Source organism: Pseudomonas sp. B21-023, assembly GCF_024749165.1.
Classification (GTDB): domain Bacteria; phylum Pseudomonadota; class Gammaproteobacteria; order Pseudomonadales; family Pseudomonadaceae; genus Aquipseudomonas.
This window is the reverse complement of sequence record NZ_CP087190.1, coordinates 1299990-1316761: the sequence shown is the minus strand read 5'-3', so window position 1 is coordinate 1316761 and position 16772 is coordinate 1299990. Positions and strand designations below refer to the sequence as shown.

Here is a 16772-nt window from a genome sequence, read left to right as displayed (position 1 = left end):
GCAACCCGAACCTGGAAAGACAACGTGGACTTGGTATTCAAAGCGGGCCTTGGCGCCGGCGTGGTGGTGCTCCTGGCGATTCTGTCGAAAACCCGTAACTACTATATCGCCGGACTGGTGCCGCTGTTCCCCACCTTCGCCCTGATTGCCCACTACATCGTCGGCAAGGGCCGCTCACTGGCGGACCTGAAGACCACCATCCTGTTCGGGATGTGGTCGATCATTCCCTATTTCGTGTACCTGGCCACGCTGTACCTGCTGGTCGAGCGCATGCGCCTGGAGGCCTCGCTGGCCTTGGCCACGGTGGCCTGGCTAGTAGCGGCCACCGTGCTGGTGACCCTGTGGGTGCGGATGCACTGAAGCCATCGTGATTCGCTCTAAAGCCCGGCGATATGCGTATCCTGCCGGTTCGACTGCAGGTAAGGCAGTACCGCCCCCAGCAGCGGCGCCTTGAACGGCTCCTGGAACCGGTGCGCCAGCCCCGGAATCAGCCGCAATTGGCTACCCTGGATGTGCGCCGCCAGATGCACCCCATGCATCACCGGCAACAACGGGTCGGCCGTTCCATGCACCACCAATGTCGGCACCCGCAGTTGGTTGAGCAACTCGACCCTGCTGGGTTCGGCGAGGATCGCCATGATCTGGCGTTTCACACCCTCCGGATTGAACGCCCGGTCATAGGCCAAGGCGGCCTGCTCGATCAGGGCAGCGCGGTCATCATGGACCTCGGGGCTGCCTAACGCCGCCAGCAAGTCGGCTTGCTGCTCGATGGCCACCTCACGACTCGGTGCACTGCGCCGCGCCAGCAGTTGTACCAGTGCCGGGGCCGGGGCTGGCAGGCCAACGGCGCCCGAACTGGACATAACCAGTGTCAGGCTGCGTACCCGCTGCGGCGCCATCGCGGCTATATGCTGGGCGATCATGCCGCCCATGCTCACCCCCAGCACGTGAAACTGGCGAACCTCGAGCGCATCCATGAGACGTACGCCATCATTGGCCATGTCCGACAGGCTGTAGGGTGCAGAAACCGGCAACCCCAGCTTGTAGCGCAGCAATTCGAGGGTCAGGCTCGCCGAAGCCGGCATTTGGTTCCAGCGCGACAGGCCGACATCGCGGTTGTCGTAGCGGATCACCCGAAAGCCCTGGCGACACAAGGCCTCGACCACATCATCCGGCCAGTGGATCAATTGCCCGCCCAGGCCCATCACCAACAGAAGCACAGGATCGCGGGGCGCACCGACACTCTGGTAGACCAGGCTCAACTCACCCAGCTCGGCCCGTTGCACAGGCACATGGACGTCACAACGGCTCTCGGCAAAGCTCGCCGGCACGACCAGTAAAAAGAAGAAAAATAAAAACGCCCGCATGAAAGAAACACCAGAATGCAGATCCCCAATTGAGCGCGAGTCTGATAAATCTCTTGCCAGCGCGCTGCCACAAAACAGTGACAGTTTGATGAATCCTGCCGAATGGCGAGATACGATAATTAACTACGACCCAGCAAGCGCCCCCCTTTCCTTCAATGGCGTTGCCGTATCCGGCAACTCTCAAGAAGGATCGACCGATGCACGAGCTGACACGCCCCCTCCCTCCCTTTGCCCTTAAGCCCCTGCCACTGGACGCCGTGCCGCCGGACGTCCCGGTTGTTCATCGAGCACGTAAAGCGTGCGAAGACCAGCGACGGACATTCGATACACTGCTGCGCCAGGCGCCCGGCGTTCGCCAGATCATTGGCACTTGGTTGAAAGAAACACTGTCCATCGCCCCCGGGCAAGTCGACCTGGTGCTTGAAAGTGCGCAGCAACCACAAAGTATCAATCTCGTTGCGTTGACTGCCTGGGCCCGACATCACGCCATACATCCCACGATTGACCGTTGCGCACGCATCACCGGTAACCTTGGAGCGCTGCCCCGGCCACCCAGCAAATTAGTGGCACATCTGGCAACTCTGAATCTCCCCAGCCTCGTTCGGCAGTGCTGGAGCCGCTACTGGGGGGAACGGGCTGCGGGAACGCCCATGAGTCGAAAGGAACAGGCACGCGCACAGTACCGACGCCATTTCGAGTCCACCGTCGATATCGCGTTCGCCATTGATCCCTCGGCGGCGGCGCTCCGTCCAGTGCTAGGTGCCATGGACAATCCGCAGTGGCTGCGGATCGATCATCGCCAACTGTTTATCGAAACACCCGCCTGCGAGCCAGGAGCGCTGATCTTCAGCATCGAAGGCGAAGCGGCGCTGACCGTCTACTCCCCCGGTAGCAGCGAAACCCTCAGTTACCACGTGTCACGCCAGGCTCTGGAGTCCAAGCTCGGGCATACCACCTACAACGCACTGGACTCGATCGACAAAGGTTTCGATACCCTCTTCGATAATCTGGAGAGCCGCCTGCTGGCAACGCTCGACCACGACCCCGGCGAAAGCCTTGGCAACGCAGCCACAGCATTGGCGCTGGCTGATCAACTGTATAGCGACTGGCGCCATCCAACGGTTTTCGCCATGCCGTTTGCCCTTGAATCCGCAGAGGACGACGATCCCTGCGACCACTCACTGTTCGAGCTGGCCCCCTTTGGCATTGAGGCACAATGGTCAAGGCGCGTGCAGTTGGTCGCTCTACAACTGGAAAAGTTGGCAGAGCTTTCCCAGCAAGACCTTGAGGAATACCAGCGCCAACAAGGTGTTCTGCTCAAGGCGCGTGAGGCCGCCCAGCCCCAGATAGAGGCCATCCTGGCCTCGGCGAAATGGCACTCCGACGCTCGCCCGGTCACAGCCCCACCCGCTTTGTTGGCGGCTCACGGCCAAGCCCTGCTGGCCCATGCCCGAATGAAACGGTTGCTGGGCGAACTGGCGCCTGACGTACTCGCGTTGGTTGAATCACTGTTCAACCCGCAGGACGACAGCGCGCTGACGGCTTCACCCGTATTGCGCTCGGCCCCAAGAGCCCCGTCAGGCAGCCCTCGCGAACAGGTGCTGCACGACGTTGTTGTCATCGCCAGGCGCACGCTCCTGGACACTCCCGATACCCGCCAACCCTTCGCCATTTACTGGCTCGGTGGGCACGGAGGGCTGTTGCAGTGCAACGACCAGGGCGTACTCGCTCGTTATCTGTTCCAACATGGCACAGAGCTGTCGCTTCGCTTCGAGCCTATCGTCGGCGACAGCCTTGCCTACGCACTCGACACGCAACTGACGCATGCGCGCCAAGCCTGGCAGACACTGCAGAACGAGAAAGGGCTCGACGCCGCGGCCGCTGAACTACCGCAGGCAAGACAGTCCCTGGGCCAACACCTGCAGGTGTCCTGGCAGGGCACGCGGGAGGCGGCGCTCTCCCACCTGAAAGAGGAGCAACAGCTTACAAGCAGGTTAGGCAGCTCACCCACCGCCTTCGCCAAGATGACCGAAGAGGTGCGCACCTCTTTCAAGACCATGGCCAATGACTACTTGGCAGCCTTGCGCGACAGCCAGGCGCTGATGGATCGCGACCTGCCGGAGCGCGAGGCGTTCTGCCAGAAATGGGTGTCGAAAACCCTGATACAGGATTTCGATGGTTTCGACGGTGGCCGGATTCTTCTGCAACTCCCGCTATCGACAAGCTGGCGCAATCATCCGGTCGTCGGCAGTGGCGCTCCAGGAACACCGACCCGGCCAGTGCTGACCGCAAGCCTTGCGACCGAGGAGGTCACGCTGGAAAGCCTGCTGTTGCAAAACATCGACAGCACCATGCTGGAACGCCTGAATTTCGTCAAACCCAAGCGCGCCGATGGGCAGCCGCCAGGGCAGTCCATCGAGAAAGGCCTCGATCGCAAATACTTGCAAGGCCTGGCACACCGCCTGGACCTCGCTGGGCGCTACGAATCGGCGCTCCATGCCGCATTCAGCGACCCCACTGAGTCGGAATATGCCCATGCCTACCGCCGAGAGTGCCTGATCGCCCCTCACCGTTTGATGCTGAAGTTGCAAAACCTGCTGTATCACCAGCGAGGGGACTTGGATAGCGTCGGTCACGCGATCCTTTGCGTGGCAATCGATGCCGACAGCCGATCAGCCTTCCAGGCCGACGGCCATGACATTCAATTGTTGCCCGCCCAGTTGACGGCTGGCGGCAAGGATACCGACGAGCAATCCACGACACTGTCGGGGGTGACGTTCATCGAGGACCGCGCCAGCAAGGTCACCTTGCTCTATCGTCCCGATCACCCGACCCACGGGCTGCGCCAGTACGACAGTCTCGAACAAGCGCGGCTGGCGCTGTTCGATGAACGCGACGACTACCTCGTCAGCCGGGCACTGAGCGGAAACCCTGGCGCCCATCGCACACGGCTGCGCGAAGCGCGCATTCGCCATTTCGACCGCATGATAGGTGTAGGTACCGCCTGGCCCGCCACCACCTCACTGGCCGCCCACCTGCTCGAGGCCCATCGAGGGCGCCTGGTGATGGAGCATCGCGCGACGTCGCGCTCCAACCTGGACCTGTTCTTCGAGCACTTGGCCGGGCAGAGCGCTGGCGTGCTGATAGGGTTCAAGATCGCCCTGGGGGCGATCCCGTTCCTGGGGCTGCCGATCAGCGCCTACGACGCATTCGTCAGTGCCACCGAGGTGGTGAAAGCACTTTCCAAAGGCTCGTCCAGTGACGTCCTGCAAGCTATCAACGACTTGATCGTCTCGCTGGTCGATGTCGCAATGGACGCTCTCGGTGTCGGTATTGGCCTCAATACCGCATCCCTGCGTCGAGCGGCCAGGATGCGTCGTATCCATGGACAGGGTGAAGGGACCGTACACCTGCGCCAGGATTCATCGCCCCAACGCAGCCTCGACCGCTTCACCGGGCTGGAGTATGAGCAGCCACTGTCACTGGAGGGACTGCAACCGGCCACCCATGGCAAATACCGAGGCATCTATCGGCATACCGAAGGCAACTTCATCCTGGTCGGCAAGCAAACCTACAAAGTGAGCTGGGACACGACCGCCCACACCTGGCAGTTGGATGGCAACACCCGCCACAAGTGGAAACGCGCCATTGCTCAAGACGAGCACGGCCAGTGGGATACGCACTTCGCGCTCTATGGTGTACACCGCCAGGGGGCAGGCAGCGGTGGCGGACAAGCCCTAGTGCGTGTCGCCGATACGCTCGAACCACTCTGGCCCGCGGCGATACGCGAACGCTTGCCACGCTGGTGGCGAGACCACGCCTATCGCCAGCACAACCGTTTGCGCGACAGCATTAGCCGTGACCTAGTGTTACTGCAACCTCGTGCCAACGAGCTCAATCAGCAAATGAAGCGCGCCTTGGAACAACAAGGAAAGCTCGACGCGCCACTGAAGGCTTCGCTGAAAAGCACCCTCGCCGACGCAGAACGCATTCACCGTGATTGCCAGGCATTCCAGCAGGTTGCCGCCGGGCGGATTCGCAAAAGGGCGCAAGATCAGGCGAACGACCTGGCCATACTCATTTGCAATGGTCGTCAACGCCTCAGCAGAGAAGCCGGTACCCAACTCACCCTCGCGATGGATGAAGTAGATAATCTCAAGCTACGTCTTCAGCAAAAATCCGACAAACTCGCGACGGACCTCGACGACGAGCAGTTCCTGATCATCGCCCAGCAGTTGTCCTCGCTGAGGGTCAACATGAACCAGGCCCGACTAAACGCACTGGCAGCTGTAGACGATATCCGCGAGCAAGTCACCCATCTACGAACCTGGCGCAAGCAAGTACGACAGGTGGGCGAACATCGGGACATGCTGAACACCATCGACGGCACCCTGAGCGCTTTCACCGATCCTGTCCTGAACTACATGGCTGTCGGCCAACTGACTGCGTTGTTGGTCAAACCGGGCCAGGCCTTGAGCGGCGCCGGCATCCATCTGCAATTGTTGATGAAAGAACCGCGAGCAACACTGGACCGCGCACTGTATGCCCTGCATCAGCTGGGTGAAACAAAAGCCTCCGCCGTACAACGTGTCGCCATCATGACGACGTCGCTACAGCACTCCGAACGTTTTCGTCATCAGTTGAAATATTGGCTCGATAGCTATGCTCCGTGTATCGAACCCGCTGCCGCGCAGCGCCTGGAGACATCATTGACGGCCTATGAAGCGCATTTCAAAGGGCTGCTGCTCAATAAAACCAAGCCAGCGCCGCTGTCCAGCAAGAAAGGTACCCAACAGCCCCGCGTCTTCGAGACCACCGACAACCGCCTGCTGGTCGGTGAGCCAGACCAGCATAGCCCCAACGTGTACCGCATCACCGGGGTCAACGGGCGGACCGAAATCTATCTTCAGGATCGCTCGGGAAAATTCACCCTGACCAACCCGGACACCGCTCCCAGCGTTGGCCGTACCGTATCCCTGAAGGAGCTGCGTACCGAGGCCAGGCGTCAGCTGGACGAACTGCAAGCGTATCGAGGCAAGGTGCAGCAGTACGCCAATCAAGGCATGGAAGGTGCGACTCTTGACGATCTCATGCAGTTCAAGGCTACCGACCTGGAAAACCTGGCCTCGCGAATCGCTGACCAGGCGAGCGACGACAGCCTGGTGCAACGGTTGCGCGACATGGCACGGGAGTCGACGCGGCATGGCAAGGCACTGCGCGTCAGCTACATCATGGGTACTCACCAACCGAATGGCGGGCAGCTTGATTATTTGCACGAAGCGGGCCTGGTCCGGATCGAGAAGGAGGGCGCACTGGTAGAGCTGCGAAGGACCAGCGAGGGCCGCAGGGACTTCCTGCAGGAGTTCGTGGTACTCGATACCCGTGAAACCCCGCCACGTCCACTGTGGTATGCCCACTTCCATTTCAACAAGGCCAATCCCTCCTTCGACGATTTCGTCAAGGCGCACTTGAAGACCGTCCCTCAACGGCGCCTTGGGCGGGAATGGCAGGACAGCCACGTCGAGCAGATCTGGCGCGGTGAACTGACGCGTGTCATCGCTCGCAAGCACTTCACGGCATTGTTCTGATCGACCGCGAGGGGCCCGGCCCAGGCCCCTCGCGCCATACATCGACAGACACCATCAACATGAGGGAAACTCAACATTTCTGAGCAGTCTGCGCCCGAATATCGTTGGAGTTTCACCGTGCTGGAAATACGTCACTTGAAAACCCTTCACGCCCTGCGCGAAGCTGACAGTCTGGTGGAGGCCGCTGAACGGTTGCACCTGACGCAATCGGCGCTCTCCCACCAGTTCAAGGAACTGGAGGAGCGCCTCGGCCTGCCCCTGTTCGCGCGCAAGACCAAGCCGATCCGCTTCACCAGCGCCGGCCTGCGCCTGCTGCAACTGGCCGACGCCACCCTGCCCCTGCTACGTGGCGCCGAGCGTGATATCGCCCGCCTGGCCGGCGGCACCGCCGGGCGCCTGCACATGGCCATCGAGTGCCACAGCTGCTTCCAGTGGCTGATGCCGACCATCGACCAGTTCCGCGACGCCTGGCCGGAAGTGGAGCTGGACCTGGCCTCGGGCTTTGCTTTCGCCCCGTTGCCGGCCCTGGCCCGTGGCGACCTCGACCTGGTGGTGACGTCCGATCCGGTGGACCTGGCCGGCATCACCTACGTGCCATTGTTCACCTACGAAGCCATGCTCGCCGTGGCCAACCAGCACCCGTTGGCCGGCAAGCCATACATCGTGCCCGAGGACCTGCTCGACCAGACCCTGATCACCTACCCGGTGGAACGCGACCGCCTGGACATCTTCACCCGCTTCCTGGAGCCGGCCGACATCGAGCCGGCCGCGGTGCGCACCTCGGAGCTGACGGTGATGATGATGCAACTGGTGGCCAGCGGTCGTGGCGTATGCGGCATGCCGCACTGGGCCCTGCACGAGTACAGCTCGCGGGGTTATGTGAAGGGCAAGCGACTGGGCGACAAAGGGTTGTTTGCCACGCTTTATGCAGCGGTGCGCACCGACATGCTCGATGCGCCGTACATGCGTGACTTCCTGCTGACCGCCAAGGACACCTCGTTCGCCACCCTCGACGGGGTCAGCGCGGTGCGTTGAGCCCTGCGCGCCACAGCGGCAGGATCAGGTCGCGGGTCAGCGGCGCCAGGTTCAGCGTGTTCGCCTGGTCTAGGGCCAGCCAGATGACCTCTTCGATTTCCGCCGCCGGAGCCACCGCCTCGCGGCACTCGACACGGAACAGTTCGGCCTGGACCTCAAATCCCGGTTCGTTGGCGGCCGGGGCGCTGAAGCGGCCCAGGTGGAGGGCCTGGGCGGGATCGACATGCAACCCCAGTTCCTCGTGCAACTCACGCACCAGCGCCTGCGCCGGCGACTCGCCCGGGTCGATCTTGCCACCCGGCTGCATGAAGGCCAGGGTGTCGCGCTTGCGTACCAGCAGCGTCCGCCCTTGGGGGTCGATGAGCAGGGCGGCGGCGATTCGGATGGTCTTGGGCATGCTGGACACTCGGTTTACTGAGGTTGCGCAGGATACCTGACAGGGCCCTGTCGCGGGGCAAGTCGCAGCGGCGAACCGCCGCTCCCACGAGTACTCCACAGGGCCAGAACAGGCAGACGAACGGCCCCTTGTCATTTCTCTGCTTACCCGCCATAACCAACCCATGAACCTGCCCGCACAGCTCCACCCGGTGCTCGACCTGTTCCACCCCGCCGTCGCCACCTGGTTCCGCCAGCGCTTTGCCACGGTCACCGAGGCCCAGGCCGGCGCCTGGCCGCTGATCCATGCCGGCCAGTCGATGCTGCTGGCCGCGCCGACCGGCTCGGGCAAGACCCTCAGCGCCTTCCTCGCGGTGCTCGACGAGTTGTTCCGCCAAGGGTTGGAACACGGCGGCGCGCTACCCGCGCAAACCCAGGTGGTCTATGTGTCGCCGCTCAAGGCGCTGTCCAATGACATTCGCCTCAACCTCGACGCCCCGCTCACGGGCATTGGCCACCAGTTCGCACAGCTCGGTCTCGAGGCCCCGCGCATCACCACCGCCGTGCGCACCGGTGACACGCCCCAGAAAGACCGCGCCGCCATGCGCAAGCTGGCACCGCACATCCTGGTGACCACGCCGGAATCACTGTATGTGCTGATGGGCTCGGCCTCCGGCCGCCAGGGGCTGGCCAGTGTGCACACGGTGATCGTCGACGAGATCCACGCCCTGGCCGGCAACAAGCGTGGCTGCCACCTGGCGCTGACCCTGGAACGCCTGCAAGCCCTCGCTGGCCGACCTTTGAGACGTATCGGCCTGTCGGCGACCCAGCGGCCTGTGGAGCGCGTGGCGCAGTTTCTAGTTGGCCACGAACGGCCCTGCGCCATTGTCGATATCGGCCATGTCCGCAAACGCGACCTGGCTCTCGAAGTGCCGCCCGTGCCACTGGGCGCGGTGATGGCCACCGATGTCTGGAGCCTGGTCCACGACCGCCTCGCGGTCCTCGCCCGCGAGCACCGCACCACGCTGGTGTTCGTCAACACCCGACGCCTGGCCGAGCGCCTGACGCGCCACCTGGGTGAACGCCTGGGCAACGACGCGGTCGCCGCCCATCACGGCAGCCTGGCCAAGGAGCATCGCCTGGCTGCCGAGCAGCGGCTCAAGGCCGGCGAACTGCAGGTGCTGGTGGCCACCGCGTCGTTGGAGCTGGGCATCGATATCGGCGATGTCGACCTGGTCTGCCAGATCGCCTCGCCCGGCTCGATTGCCGCGTTCCTGCAGCGGGTCGGACGCTCCGGCCACCAGGTCGAGGGCATCCCCAAAGGCCGCCTGTTCCCCACCTCGCGGGATGACCTGATCGAAGGCGTGGCGTTGCTCGACTGCGTGCGCAAGGGCGAGCTGGACGCCCTGCACATTCCCCACGCGCCACTGGACGTGCTGGCCCAGCAGATCGTCGCCGAAGTCAGCAACCAGCCTTGGGCCGAGCGCGCCTTGTTCGACCTGCTGCGCCAGGCCACTCCTTATACCGAGCTGGACGAGAGCCATTACCTGGCCTTGCTGCGCATGCTCGCCGAGGGCTACAACGGCCGCCAGGGGGTGCGCAGCGCCTACCTGCACCGCGATGCGGTGAACGGCACCCTGCGTGGGCGTCGCGGCAGCCAGCTGACCGCGCTGACCAGCGGCGGCACCATCCCCGAAACCGCCGACTACACCGTGCTGCTCGAACCCCAGGCGTTGAACATCGGCAGCGTTAACGAGGATTTCGCCGTCGAGAGCATTGCCGGCGATATCTTCCAGCTGGGCAACGCGTCGTACCGCATCCTGCGCGTCGAGCCTGGGCGGGTGCGGGTCGAGGATGCCCACGGCTTGCCGCCGACCATCCCGTTCTGGCTCGGCGAGGCGCCCGGGCGCAGCGACGAGCTGTCCGCCGCGGTGGCCCGGCTGCAGCAGCGCATCGACCAGCAATTGCAGGCCGGCGACGCTCAACAGGTGCTGGCCTGGCTCCAGGCAACATATGAACTGGACGAAGCCTGCGCCAGCCAACTGCTGGACTACCTCGGCCGCACCTGGCAGGTGCTCGGCGCCCTGCCCTCGCAGCAGACGCTGGTGATGGAGCGCTTTTTCGACGAGTCCGGCGGTACCCAACTGATCATCCACTCACCCTTTGGCAGCCGTATCAACCGCGCCTGGGGGCTGGCCCTGCGCAAGCGCTTCTGCCGCACCTTCAACTTCGAACTGCAGGCGGCGGCCAGCGAGGACGCCATAGTGCTGTCACTGTCCACCAGCCACAGTTTCGACCTGGACGAGGTGTGGCGCTACCTGAACAGCCGCAGTGCCGAAGCGATCCTGATCCAGGCATTGCTCGACGCCCCGCTGTTCGGCGTGCGCTGGCGCTGGAATGCCGCCGTGGCCATGGCCCTGCCGCGTTACGTGGGCGGTCGCAAGGTGGCGCCGCAGATCCAGCGCATGAAAAGCGAGGACCTGGTGGCCTCGGTGTTCCCCGACCAGCTCGCCTGCCTGGAGAACATCGTCGGCGAGCGGCAGATCCCCGATCATCCATTGGTCGAGCAGACCCTCGACGACTGCCTGCACGAGGCCATGGACAGCGAAGGCTGGCTGGCGCTGCTGCGGCGCATGGAGCGCGGAGAAGTAGACCTGCTCAGCCGCGACCTGCCAGCCCCGTCGCCGCTGGCCTCGGCGATTCTCAATGCCCGCCCCTACACCTTCCTCGACGATGCGCCGCTGGAAGAAAGGCGCACCCAGGCGGTGCTCAACCGACGCTGGAGCGACGTACGCAACGCCGACGACCTGGGCGCGCTGGACGCCGACGCTATTGCCGCGGTGCGGGCCGAAGCCTGGCCGCGTGCCGGCAACGCCGACGAAATGCATGAGGCGCTGATGAGCCTGGGGGGCGTGACCGAGGACGAAGTAGATGCCAATGACGCCTGGCGCGACCTGTTGCAGCAATTGGCCAAGGCGGGCCGGGCTTGTCAGCTGGATACGGGCGAACACCGTCTGTGGCTGGCCCGCGAGCGCCAGCAGGCCCTGTTGACGCTGTACCCGGATGCTCGCCTGGAACCGGACATGCCGCTATTGCCGGGCTATGACGCCCTCGTCGATAGCGATACCGCCCTCACGGAACTGCTGCGCTGTCGCCTCGATGGCTTTGGCCCGATGACGCTGGAGCAGATCACAACACCTCTGGCGCTGAAGGCTGGCGACTGCGAACAGGCCCTGGCCCGCCTGGAGGGCCAGGGCCTCGTGATGCGTGGCCATTTCAGCCCCGGCCAGACGCGCCTGCAATGGTGCGAACGGCACCTGCTGGCGCGCATTCATCGCTACACGGTCAAACGCCTGCGCCAGGAGATCGAACCGGTCAGCCTGCAGGACTACCTGCGCTTCCTGTTCGACTGGCAGCACGTGAGCGGCGAAGCCCGCCTGCGTGGGCCGCAGGCGGTGCCCGAGGTGCTCGCCCAGTTGCAAGGCTTTCCCGCCGCCGCCGGGGCCTGGGAAAGCGACCTGCTGCCGGCGCGGATCAAGGACTACAGCCCCCACTGGCTCGATGACGCCTGTCGCAGCGGCCAGTGGGCCTGGAGTCGGCTGGCGGCGACGCTGGCGGCCAGCACCCTGGCCAGCACGCCCCTGGTACTGCTGCCGCGCGAGCACCTGGGGTTGTGGCGCAGCCTCACCCCGGCGCCCGACCTCGAACAGCTGGGCGCCCGCGCGCAGCGAGTCCTGCAAGCCTTGCAGGAGCAAGGCGCGCTGTTCTTCGACGAACTGGTCCATGAAGCCCGCCTGTTGCCCAGCGAGCTAGAGTCGGCGCTGCAGGAACTGGTGGGCTCGGGCCTGGCCAGCGCCGACGGTTTCAGCGGCCTGCGCAGCCTCATCAGCCCGGCGGCCAGGCGCAGGCCCCGCACCAGCCGGCGCGGGCACCCAGCACTGTCGAGCAGCATGGCCCATGCCGGACGCTGGGCCTTGCTGCGCCGCTCGGCCGCCACGGTCGACAGCGACCAGCGCCTGGAACACGTGGCCCGCAGCCTGCTGCGCCGCTATGGCGTGGTGTGCTGGCGCTTGCTGGAGCGCGAGAGCGATGTGCTGCCCGCGTGGCGCGCACTGCTGCGCTGCTATCAGCGTCTCGAGGCGCGTGGCGAGATCCGCGGGGGGCGCTTCATTGCCGGGTTGGCGGGCGAGCAGTTCGCCTTGCCCGAAGCGGTTGGGTTGCTGCGCCAGGTGCGCAACCGCGCGCTGGGCGGGGAACTGGTGGTGGTCAGCGGCTGCGACCCTCTTAACCTGGTCGGCACACTGCTGCCGGGAACGAAAGTGCCGGCAGTGGCGGGCAATCGGCTGCTGTACCGCGATGGGGTGCCAGTCGCCAGTCGCGTGGCAGGGAAGTACCTGTTTGCGGTCGAAGCATCGGCCAGCGAACAGGACCATTGGCACCAGCTTCTGTTGCGCGATGCAGCAACCTAGGGAGCGGCGGTGTGCGTGCCGCCGCTCCCGCCGGTTCAGCCCTTGGCCTGAAAACCGGCGAAGCGCTTGTTGAACCCGGCCACCCGTCCTTCCACCGTGGTCTTGCGCTGCTGCCCGGTGTACACCGGATGCGAAGCGCTGGACACATCCAGCGCGACGTACGGGTAGATCTGGCCATCGCTGTGCACCTGGGTGCGGTTGGTATCCACCGTAGAGCCGATCAGGAAGTACACATCGGCAGCCGTGTCGTGGAACAGCACCGGGCGATAATCGGGATGAATGCCAGCTTTCATGACGCAATCTCCTGCGAAGCACATTGGATACTTTATAACATATCATAATGCGAATGATTTTCGATACCTGAATTTTCATTTTTGTGCAGCCCGGTGCGCTGGCAAAACGCCGCCCAACCGGGCTATGGTCGGCCTTTGCCCAGGCCCCTGAGCCTGACCGAGCCATCCGCAAGGACCCCGTATGAGCCTGTCACTTCTCAGCCGTTACGCCTTCTTCGCCGCCTGCGTGCTGTTCACCTTCGCCAGCCTGCCCTTCCTCGCCCACGACTGGCTGTGGCCGTTCGCCCTGACCACCGGCGCACTGAGCCTGATCGGCGTGTTCGACCTGCTGCAGCAACGCCACGCGGTACGCCGCAACTATCCGATCCTCGGCAATATCCGCTACCTGGTCGAGGGCATCCGCCCGGAGATCCGCCAGTACCTGCTGGAGTCCGACAGCGATGCGCTGCCTTTCTCCCGGGCCCAGCGCTCGCTGGTGTATGCCCGGGCCAAGAACGAGGCCTCGGACAAACCCTTCGGTACCTTGATCGATGTGTACGAGTCGGGCTTCGAGTTCATCGGCCATTCCATGCGCCCCGCGCCGCTGGCCGACCCGGCCGCCTTTCGCGTCGTGGTCGGCGGCCCGCAATGCACCCAGCCGTACTCCGCGTCGATCTTCAACATCTCGGCCATGAGCTTCGGCTCGCTCAGCGCCAACGCCATCCGGGCCCTGAACCAGGGCGCCAAGCTGGGCAACTTCCACCACGACACCGGCGAAGGCAGCATCAGCCCCTACCACCGCGAACACGGCGGCGACCTGGTCTGGGAGCTGGGCAGTGGCTACTTCGGCTGCCGCACCGCGGATGGCCGTTTCGACCCCGAGCGCTTCGCCGCCCAGGCGCAGAGCCCGCAGGTACGGATGATCGAGATCAAGATGAGCCAGGGCGCCAAGCCCGGCCACGGCGGCATCCTGCCCAAGCACAAGGTGACCCAGGAGATCGCCGAGACCCGCGGCATCCTCATGGGCGAGGACTGCATTTCGCCGTCGCGTCACAGCGCCTTTTCCACGCCGGTCGAAATGATGCAGTTCATCGCCCAGTTGCGTGAACTGTCCGGTGGCAAGCCGGTGGGCTTCAAGTTCTGCCTCGGCCACCCGTGGGAGTTCATGGGCATTGCCAAGGCCATGCTGGAAACCGGCATCCTGCCCGACTTCATCGTCGTCGACGGCAAGGAAGGCGGCACCGGCGCCGCCCCGGTGGAGTTCACCGACCATATCGGCGTGCCGCTGCGCGAAGGCCTGCTGTTCGTGCACAACACCCTGGTGGGCCTGAAGCTGCGCGACAAGATCAAGCTCGGCGCCAGCGGCAAGATCGTCAGCGCCTTCGACATCGCCAGCGTGCTGGCCATCGGTGCCGACTGGGCCAACTCGGCGCGCGGCTTCATGTTCGCCATCGGCTGCATCCAGTCGCAAAGCTGCCACACCAACAAGTGCCCGACCGGCGTGGCTACCCAGGACACCCTGCGCCAGCGCGCATTGGTGGTGCCGGACAAGGCCCAGCGGGTGTTCAACTTCCATCACAACACCCTGCGCGCCCTGGCCGAAATGCTCGCCGCCGCAGGGCTGGAACACCCCGCGCAACTGGAGGCCAAGCACCTGGTGCGGCGCATCTCGGCTACCGAGATCAAGCTGTTCTCGCAGATGCATGTGTTCCTCAAGCCGGGTGAGTTGCTCACCGGCGAGGTGAACGGGCAGTTCTATTCGCGGATGTGGCAGATGGCACGAGCGGACAGTTTCGAGCCACAAGCGGCCTGAAGCCGGCCACCCGATTTTCAATGGTCTTTCAGCAACACCACACCACCGACTGGCTGGTCAAGGCACCGTATAAAGCACTGCCTTGAACGAGCCTTCGGTGAACTCATCTACTTTTACCCAGCCATCGGTCGGCATGTCGGGTGTGTACACCGAGGATGGCTCGGTCACCCGCCACAGCCGCTTGTAGCGCTTGGCAAGCACCTGTGGCGTGGCGACGTAGAGTTCATTCGACCGTTGGTAGAACAGCGTCAATGTACCGTAGGTCTTTGCTGCCTGGCCGCTCGTATCGGGTTGAATCTTCGTGTAGAAAAATGCCGGACGGCCGGTGGCATTGTAGTACTCGATCGACAAGTATGACCTCCTGCGATCACCCAGCAGTGCATCCCCCGGTCGCCACTGTTCATTCACGTGCGCCATAACGGTGCCCAGATCACCGCCTGGCTTGGCCTGATAATCGTAAAAAACAGCCAAGCCGACCAGTTCGAGGGACAGGCAAGCGGCGACCGATAGGAGCAACGCCCGCTTTCGCAGAGTGTCCATGGCGATCGCCAGGACAAGCGGTAGTCCCAAGAACGCGAAATATAGATAACGATTGATATACAGCGGCATGCCGTACGAAGCTAGCCAAAGCACGAGTATGGGGACAAAGCAGTAGCTGAGCAGCAGGACGCTCGGCTGGCTTGGTTTCACGACACGTCGTAGTACACGCAATGAAGCCATCGCAATGAAAAGCGCCAGCAATAGGCTCAGAACATCTGAATAGCGGGAGACGACACTTAGTGTAAAAGCTCTCCAGAACGATTGCGCAATACTCATGAGGGAAGTGGGGAAGTTGGCAATCCAACCGACCAGTTCGCGATGCCCCATCTGCTGATACAGCATCGGCAGCCAAGGCAGGTAGATAATGATCATGACCAGGTGCCCGACCCACCATGCGCGAGACAGCACATGCAGCCTGCCGTGCGTGTCTTTGGTCAACGACAGGTAGAGCCAGTTGGCCATCACGCATAAGATCGATAAATAATGGGTATACATGGCGGCAACCATCAACAGACAGTAGGCCATCAAATAGATGATGTTTTGCCTATTGACCCATTGCCAAAGTGTGTACAGGGCCGTCATGAGCAACAGCCCCAGTAACGCATACATCCGCACTTCCTGGCTGTAGCGTATACCGATGGGAAAAAACGCCAGTAACAACCCTGCTATCACTGCGGCTCGCCATGACGCCAACTGTCGCGCCAACAACATGCCAATACCGACGGTGGCAACTCCCGCGCAAACGCTGAAACTGCGCAGCGCCAGGGGAGCATCGCCGAACCCTTGCATCCAGTAATGCAGGATCAGGTAATACAGAGGCGGGTGAACATCCCGGGCGGTGTGAAACAGGATCTGCTCAGGTGGCAAGCGGCTGATTAACGCACTGAATGCTTCATCCAGCCAGATGACGGGCAGCGTGACATGGTGCAGCCGCAACGCTGTGCTGATCAGCAAAATTGCCAGGACCACCAAGGTCCTTGTTCCCGCATCAGGCCAGCGTCGCGAAACGGTCATGCGTCTTCCTTGAACATTATCGGGTACTTGACGAACGCCCGAGGGCGAGCGCGATGCATGCATTGAACGCACACCGGAAGTTGGCAAAAAAAGAAAGCGATAGTCCGTGAGGAAAGCTGTCCGGCTGCGAGTCGACCATGCTCTTTCGCATCGCCCTGCTGCTACCTTAGGCCGGGCATGGAAGATCAGCTACTGACAAAAATGCCAGTAGACGGTTGGATCTTGGCCGAATGAATGCCGATGCAAGTGAATCCGTGGTTGCGCCACGATGACTCCACCGCAAAAACAAAGCCCCGGCA

Annotated in this window: 9 protein-coding genes; 5 read left to right on the top strand and 4 right to left on the bottom strand. The window is 63.2% G+C overall.

Annotated features, from left to right (window positions below):
* The first annotated feature begins 24 nt into the window (after window positions 1-24).
* On the top strand, window positions 25-360 hold the full coding sequence (locus LOY42_RS05975) for a GlpM family protein (RefSeq protein ID WP_102685429.1): 336 nt from the start codon (window positions 25-27) through the stop codon (window positions 358-360).
* 17 nt (window positions 361-377) lie between these two features.
* On the opposite strand, the gene LOY42_RS05970 is transcribed toward LOY42_RS05975, so the two are convergent.
* Complete coding sequence (locus LOY42_RS05970) at window positions 378-1367, bottom strand: alpha/beta fold hydrolase (protein WP_102685428.1); 990 nt, start codon at window positions 1365-1367, stop codon at window positions 378-380.
* Between the two features lie 197 nt (window positions 1368-1564).
* On the opposite strand from LOY42_RS05970, the gene LOY42_RS05965 reads away from it, so the two are divergent.
* A complete protein-coding gene (locus LOY42_RS05965) occupies window positions 1565-6955 on the top strand; it encodes an apolipoprotein A1/A4/E family protein (RefSeq protein ID WP_258600012.1) in 5391 nt (1796 codons plus the stop codon).
* Window positions 6956-7072: 117 nt separating this feature from the next.
* On the top strand, window positions 7073-7990 hold the full coding sequence (gene metR, locus LOY42_RS05960) for a transcriptional regulator MetR (RefSeq protein ID WP_110701935.1): 918 nt from the start codon (window positions 7073-7075) through the stop codon (window positions 7988-7990).
* Here metR and LOY42_RS05955 read toward each other — a convergent pair.
* The gene (locus tag LOY42_RS05955) at window positions 7974-8387 is read right to left on the bottom strand and encodes an NUDIX domain-containing protein (protein ID WP_139669247.1); all 414 of its coding nucleotides are present in this window, start codon (window positions 8385-8387) and stop codon (window positions 7974-7976) included. The genes metR and LOY42_RS05955 overlap by 17 nt on opposite strands.
* Window positions 8388-8550: 163 nt before the next feature.
* On the opposite strand from LOY42_RS05955, the gene LOY42_RS05950 reads away from it, so the two are divergent.
* Window positions 8551-12834, top strand: coding sequence for a DEAD/DEAH box helicase (locus LOY42_RS05950; RefSeq protein WP_258600011.1), 4284 nt, complete (start codon window positions 8551-8553; stop codon window positions 12832-12834).
* A 35-nt stretch (window positions 12835-12869) separates the two neighbouring features.
* Here LOY42_RS05950 and LOY42_RS05945 read toward each other — a convergent pair whose 3' ends face one another.
* Window positions 12870-13127, bottom strand: a complete 258-nt coding sequence (locus tag LOY42_RS05945; protein WP_258600010.1) for a type B 50S ribosomal protein L31 — start codon at window positions 13125-13127, stop codon at window positions 12870-12872.
* Window positions 13128-13308: 181 nt separating this feature from the next.
* Between LOY42_RS05945 and LOY42_RS05940 the strand changes: the two genes are divergently transcribed.
* The gene (locus LOY42_RS05940; protein WP_258600009.1) at window positions 13309-14919 is read left to right on the top strand and encodes an FMN-binding glutamate synthase family protein; all 1611 of its coding nucleotides are present in this window, start codon (window positions 13309-13311) and stop codon (window positions 14917-14919) included.
* A gap of 57 nt (window positions 14920-14976) precedes the next feature.
* On the opposite strand, the gene LOY42_RS05935 is transcribed toward LOY42_RS05940, so the two are convergent.
* Window positions 14977-16473, bottom strand: a complete 1497-nt coding sequence (locus LOY42_RS05935; protein ID WP_198755493.1) for a glycosyltransferase family 39 protein — start codon at window positions 16471-16473, stop codon at window positions 14977-14979.
* Window positions 16474-16772 lie beyond the last annotated feature (299 nt).

Coding starts and splice junctions, on each gene's coding strand:
- LOY42_RS05955 (WP_139669247.1), bottom strand. CDS start 8,387: ATGCCCAAGACCATCCGAATCGCCGCCGCCCTGCTCATCGACCCCCAA.
- LOY42_RS05970 (WP_102685428.1), bottom strand. CDS start 1,367: ATGCGGGCGTTTTTATTTTTCTTCTTTTTACTGGTCGTGCCGGCGAGC.
- LOY42_RS05950 (WP_258600011.1), top strand. CDS start 8,551: ATGAACCTGCCCGCACAGCTCCACCCGGTGCTCGACCTGTTCCACCCC.
- LOY42_RS05965 (WP_258600012.1), top strand. CDS start 1,565: ATGCACGAGCTGACACGCCCCCTCCCTCCCTTTGCCCTTAAGCCCCTG.
- LOY42_RS05935 (WP_198755493.1), bottom strand. CDS start 16,473: ATGACCGTTTCGCGACGCTGGCCTGATGCGGGAACAAGGACCTTGGTG.
- LOY42_RS05945 (WP_258600010.1), bottom strand. CDS start 13,127: ATGAAAGCTGGCATTCATCCCGATTATCGCCCGGTGCTGTTCCACGAC.
- LOY42_RS05940 (WP_258600009.1), top strand. CDS start 13,309: ATGAGCCTGTCACTTCTCAGCCGTTACGCCTTCTTCGCCGCCTGCGTG.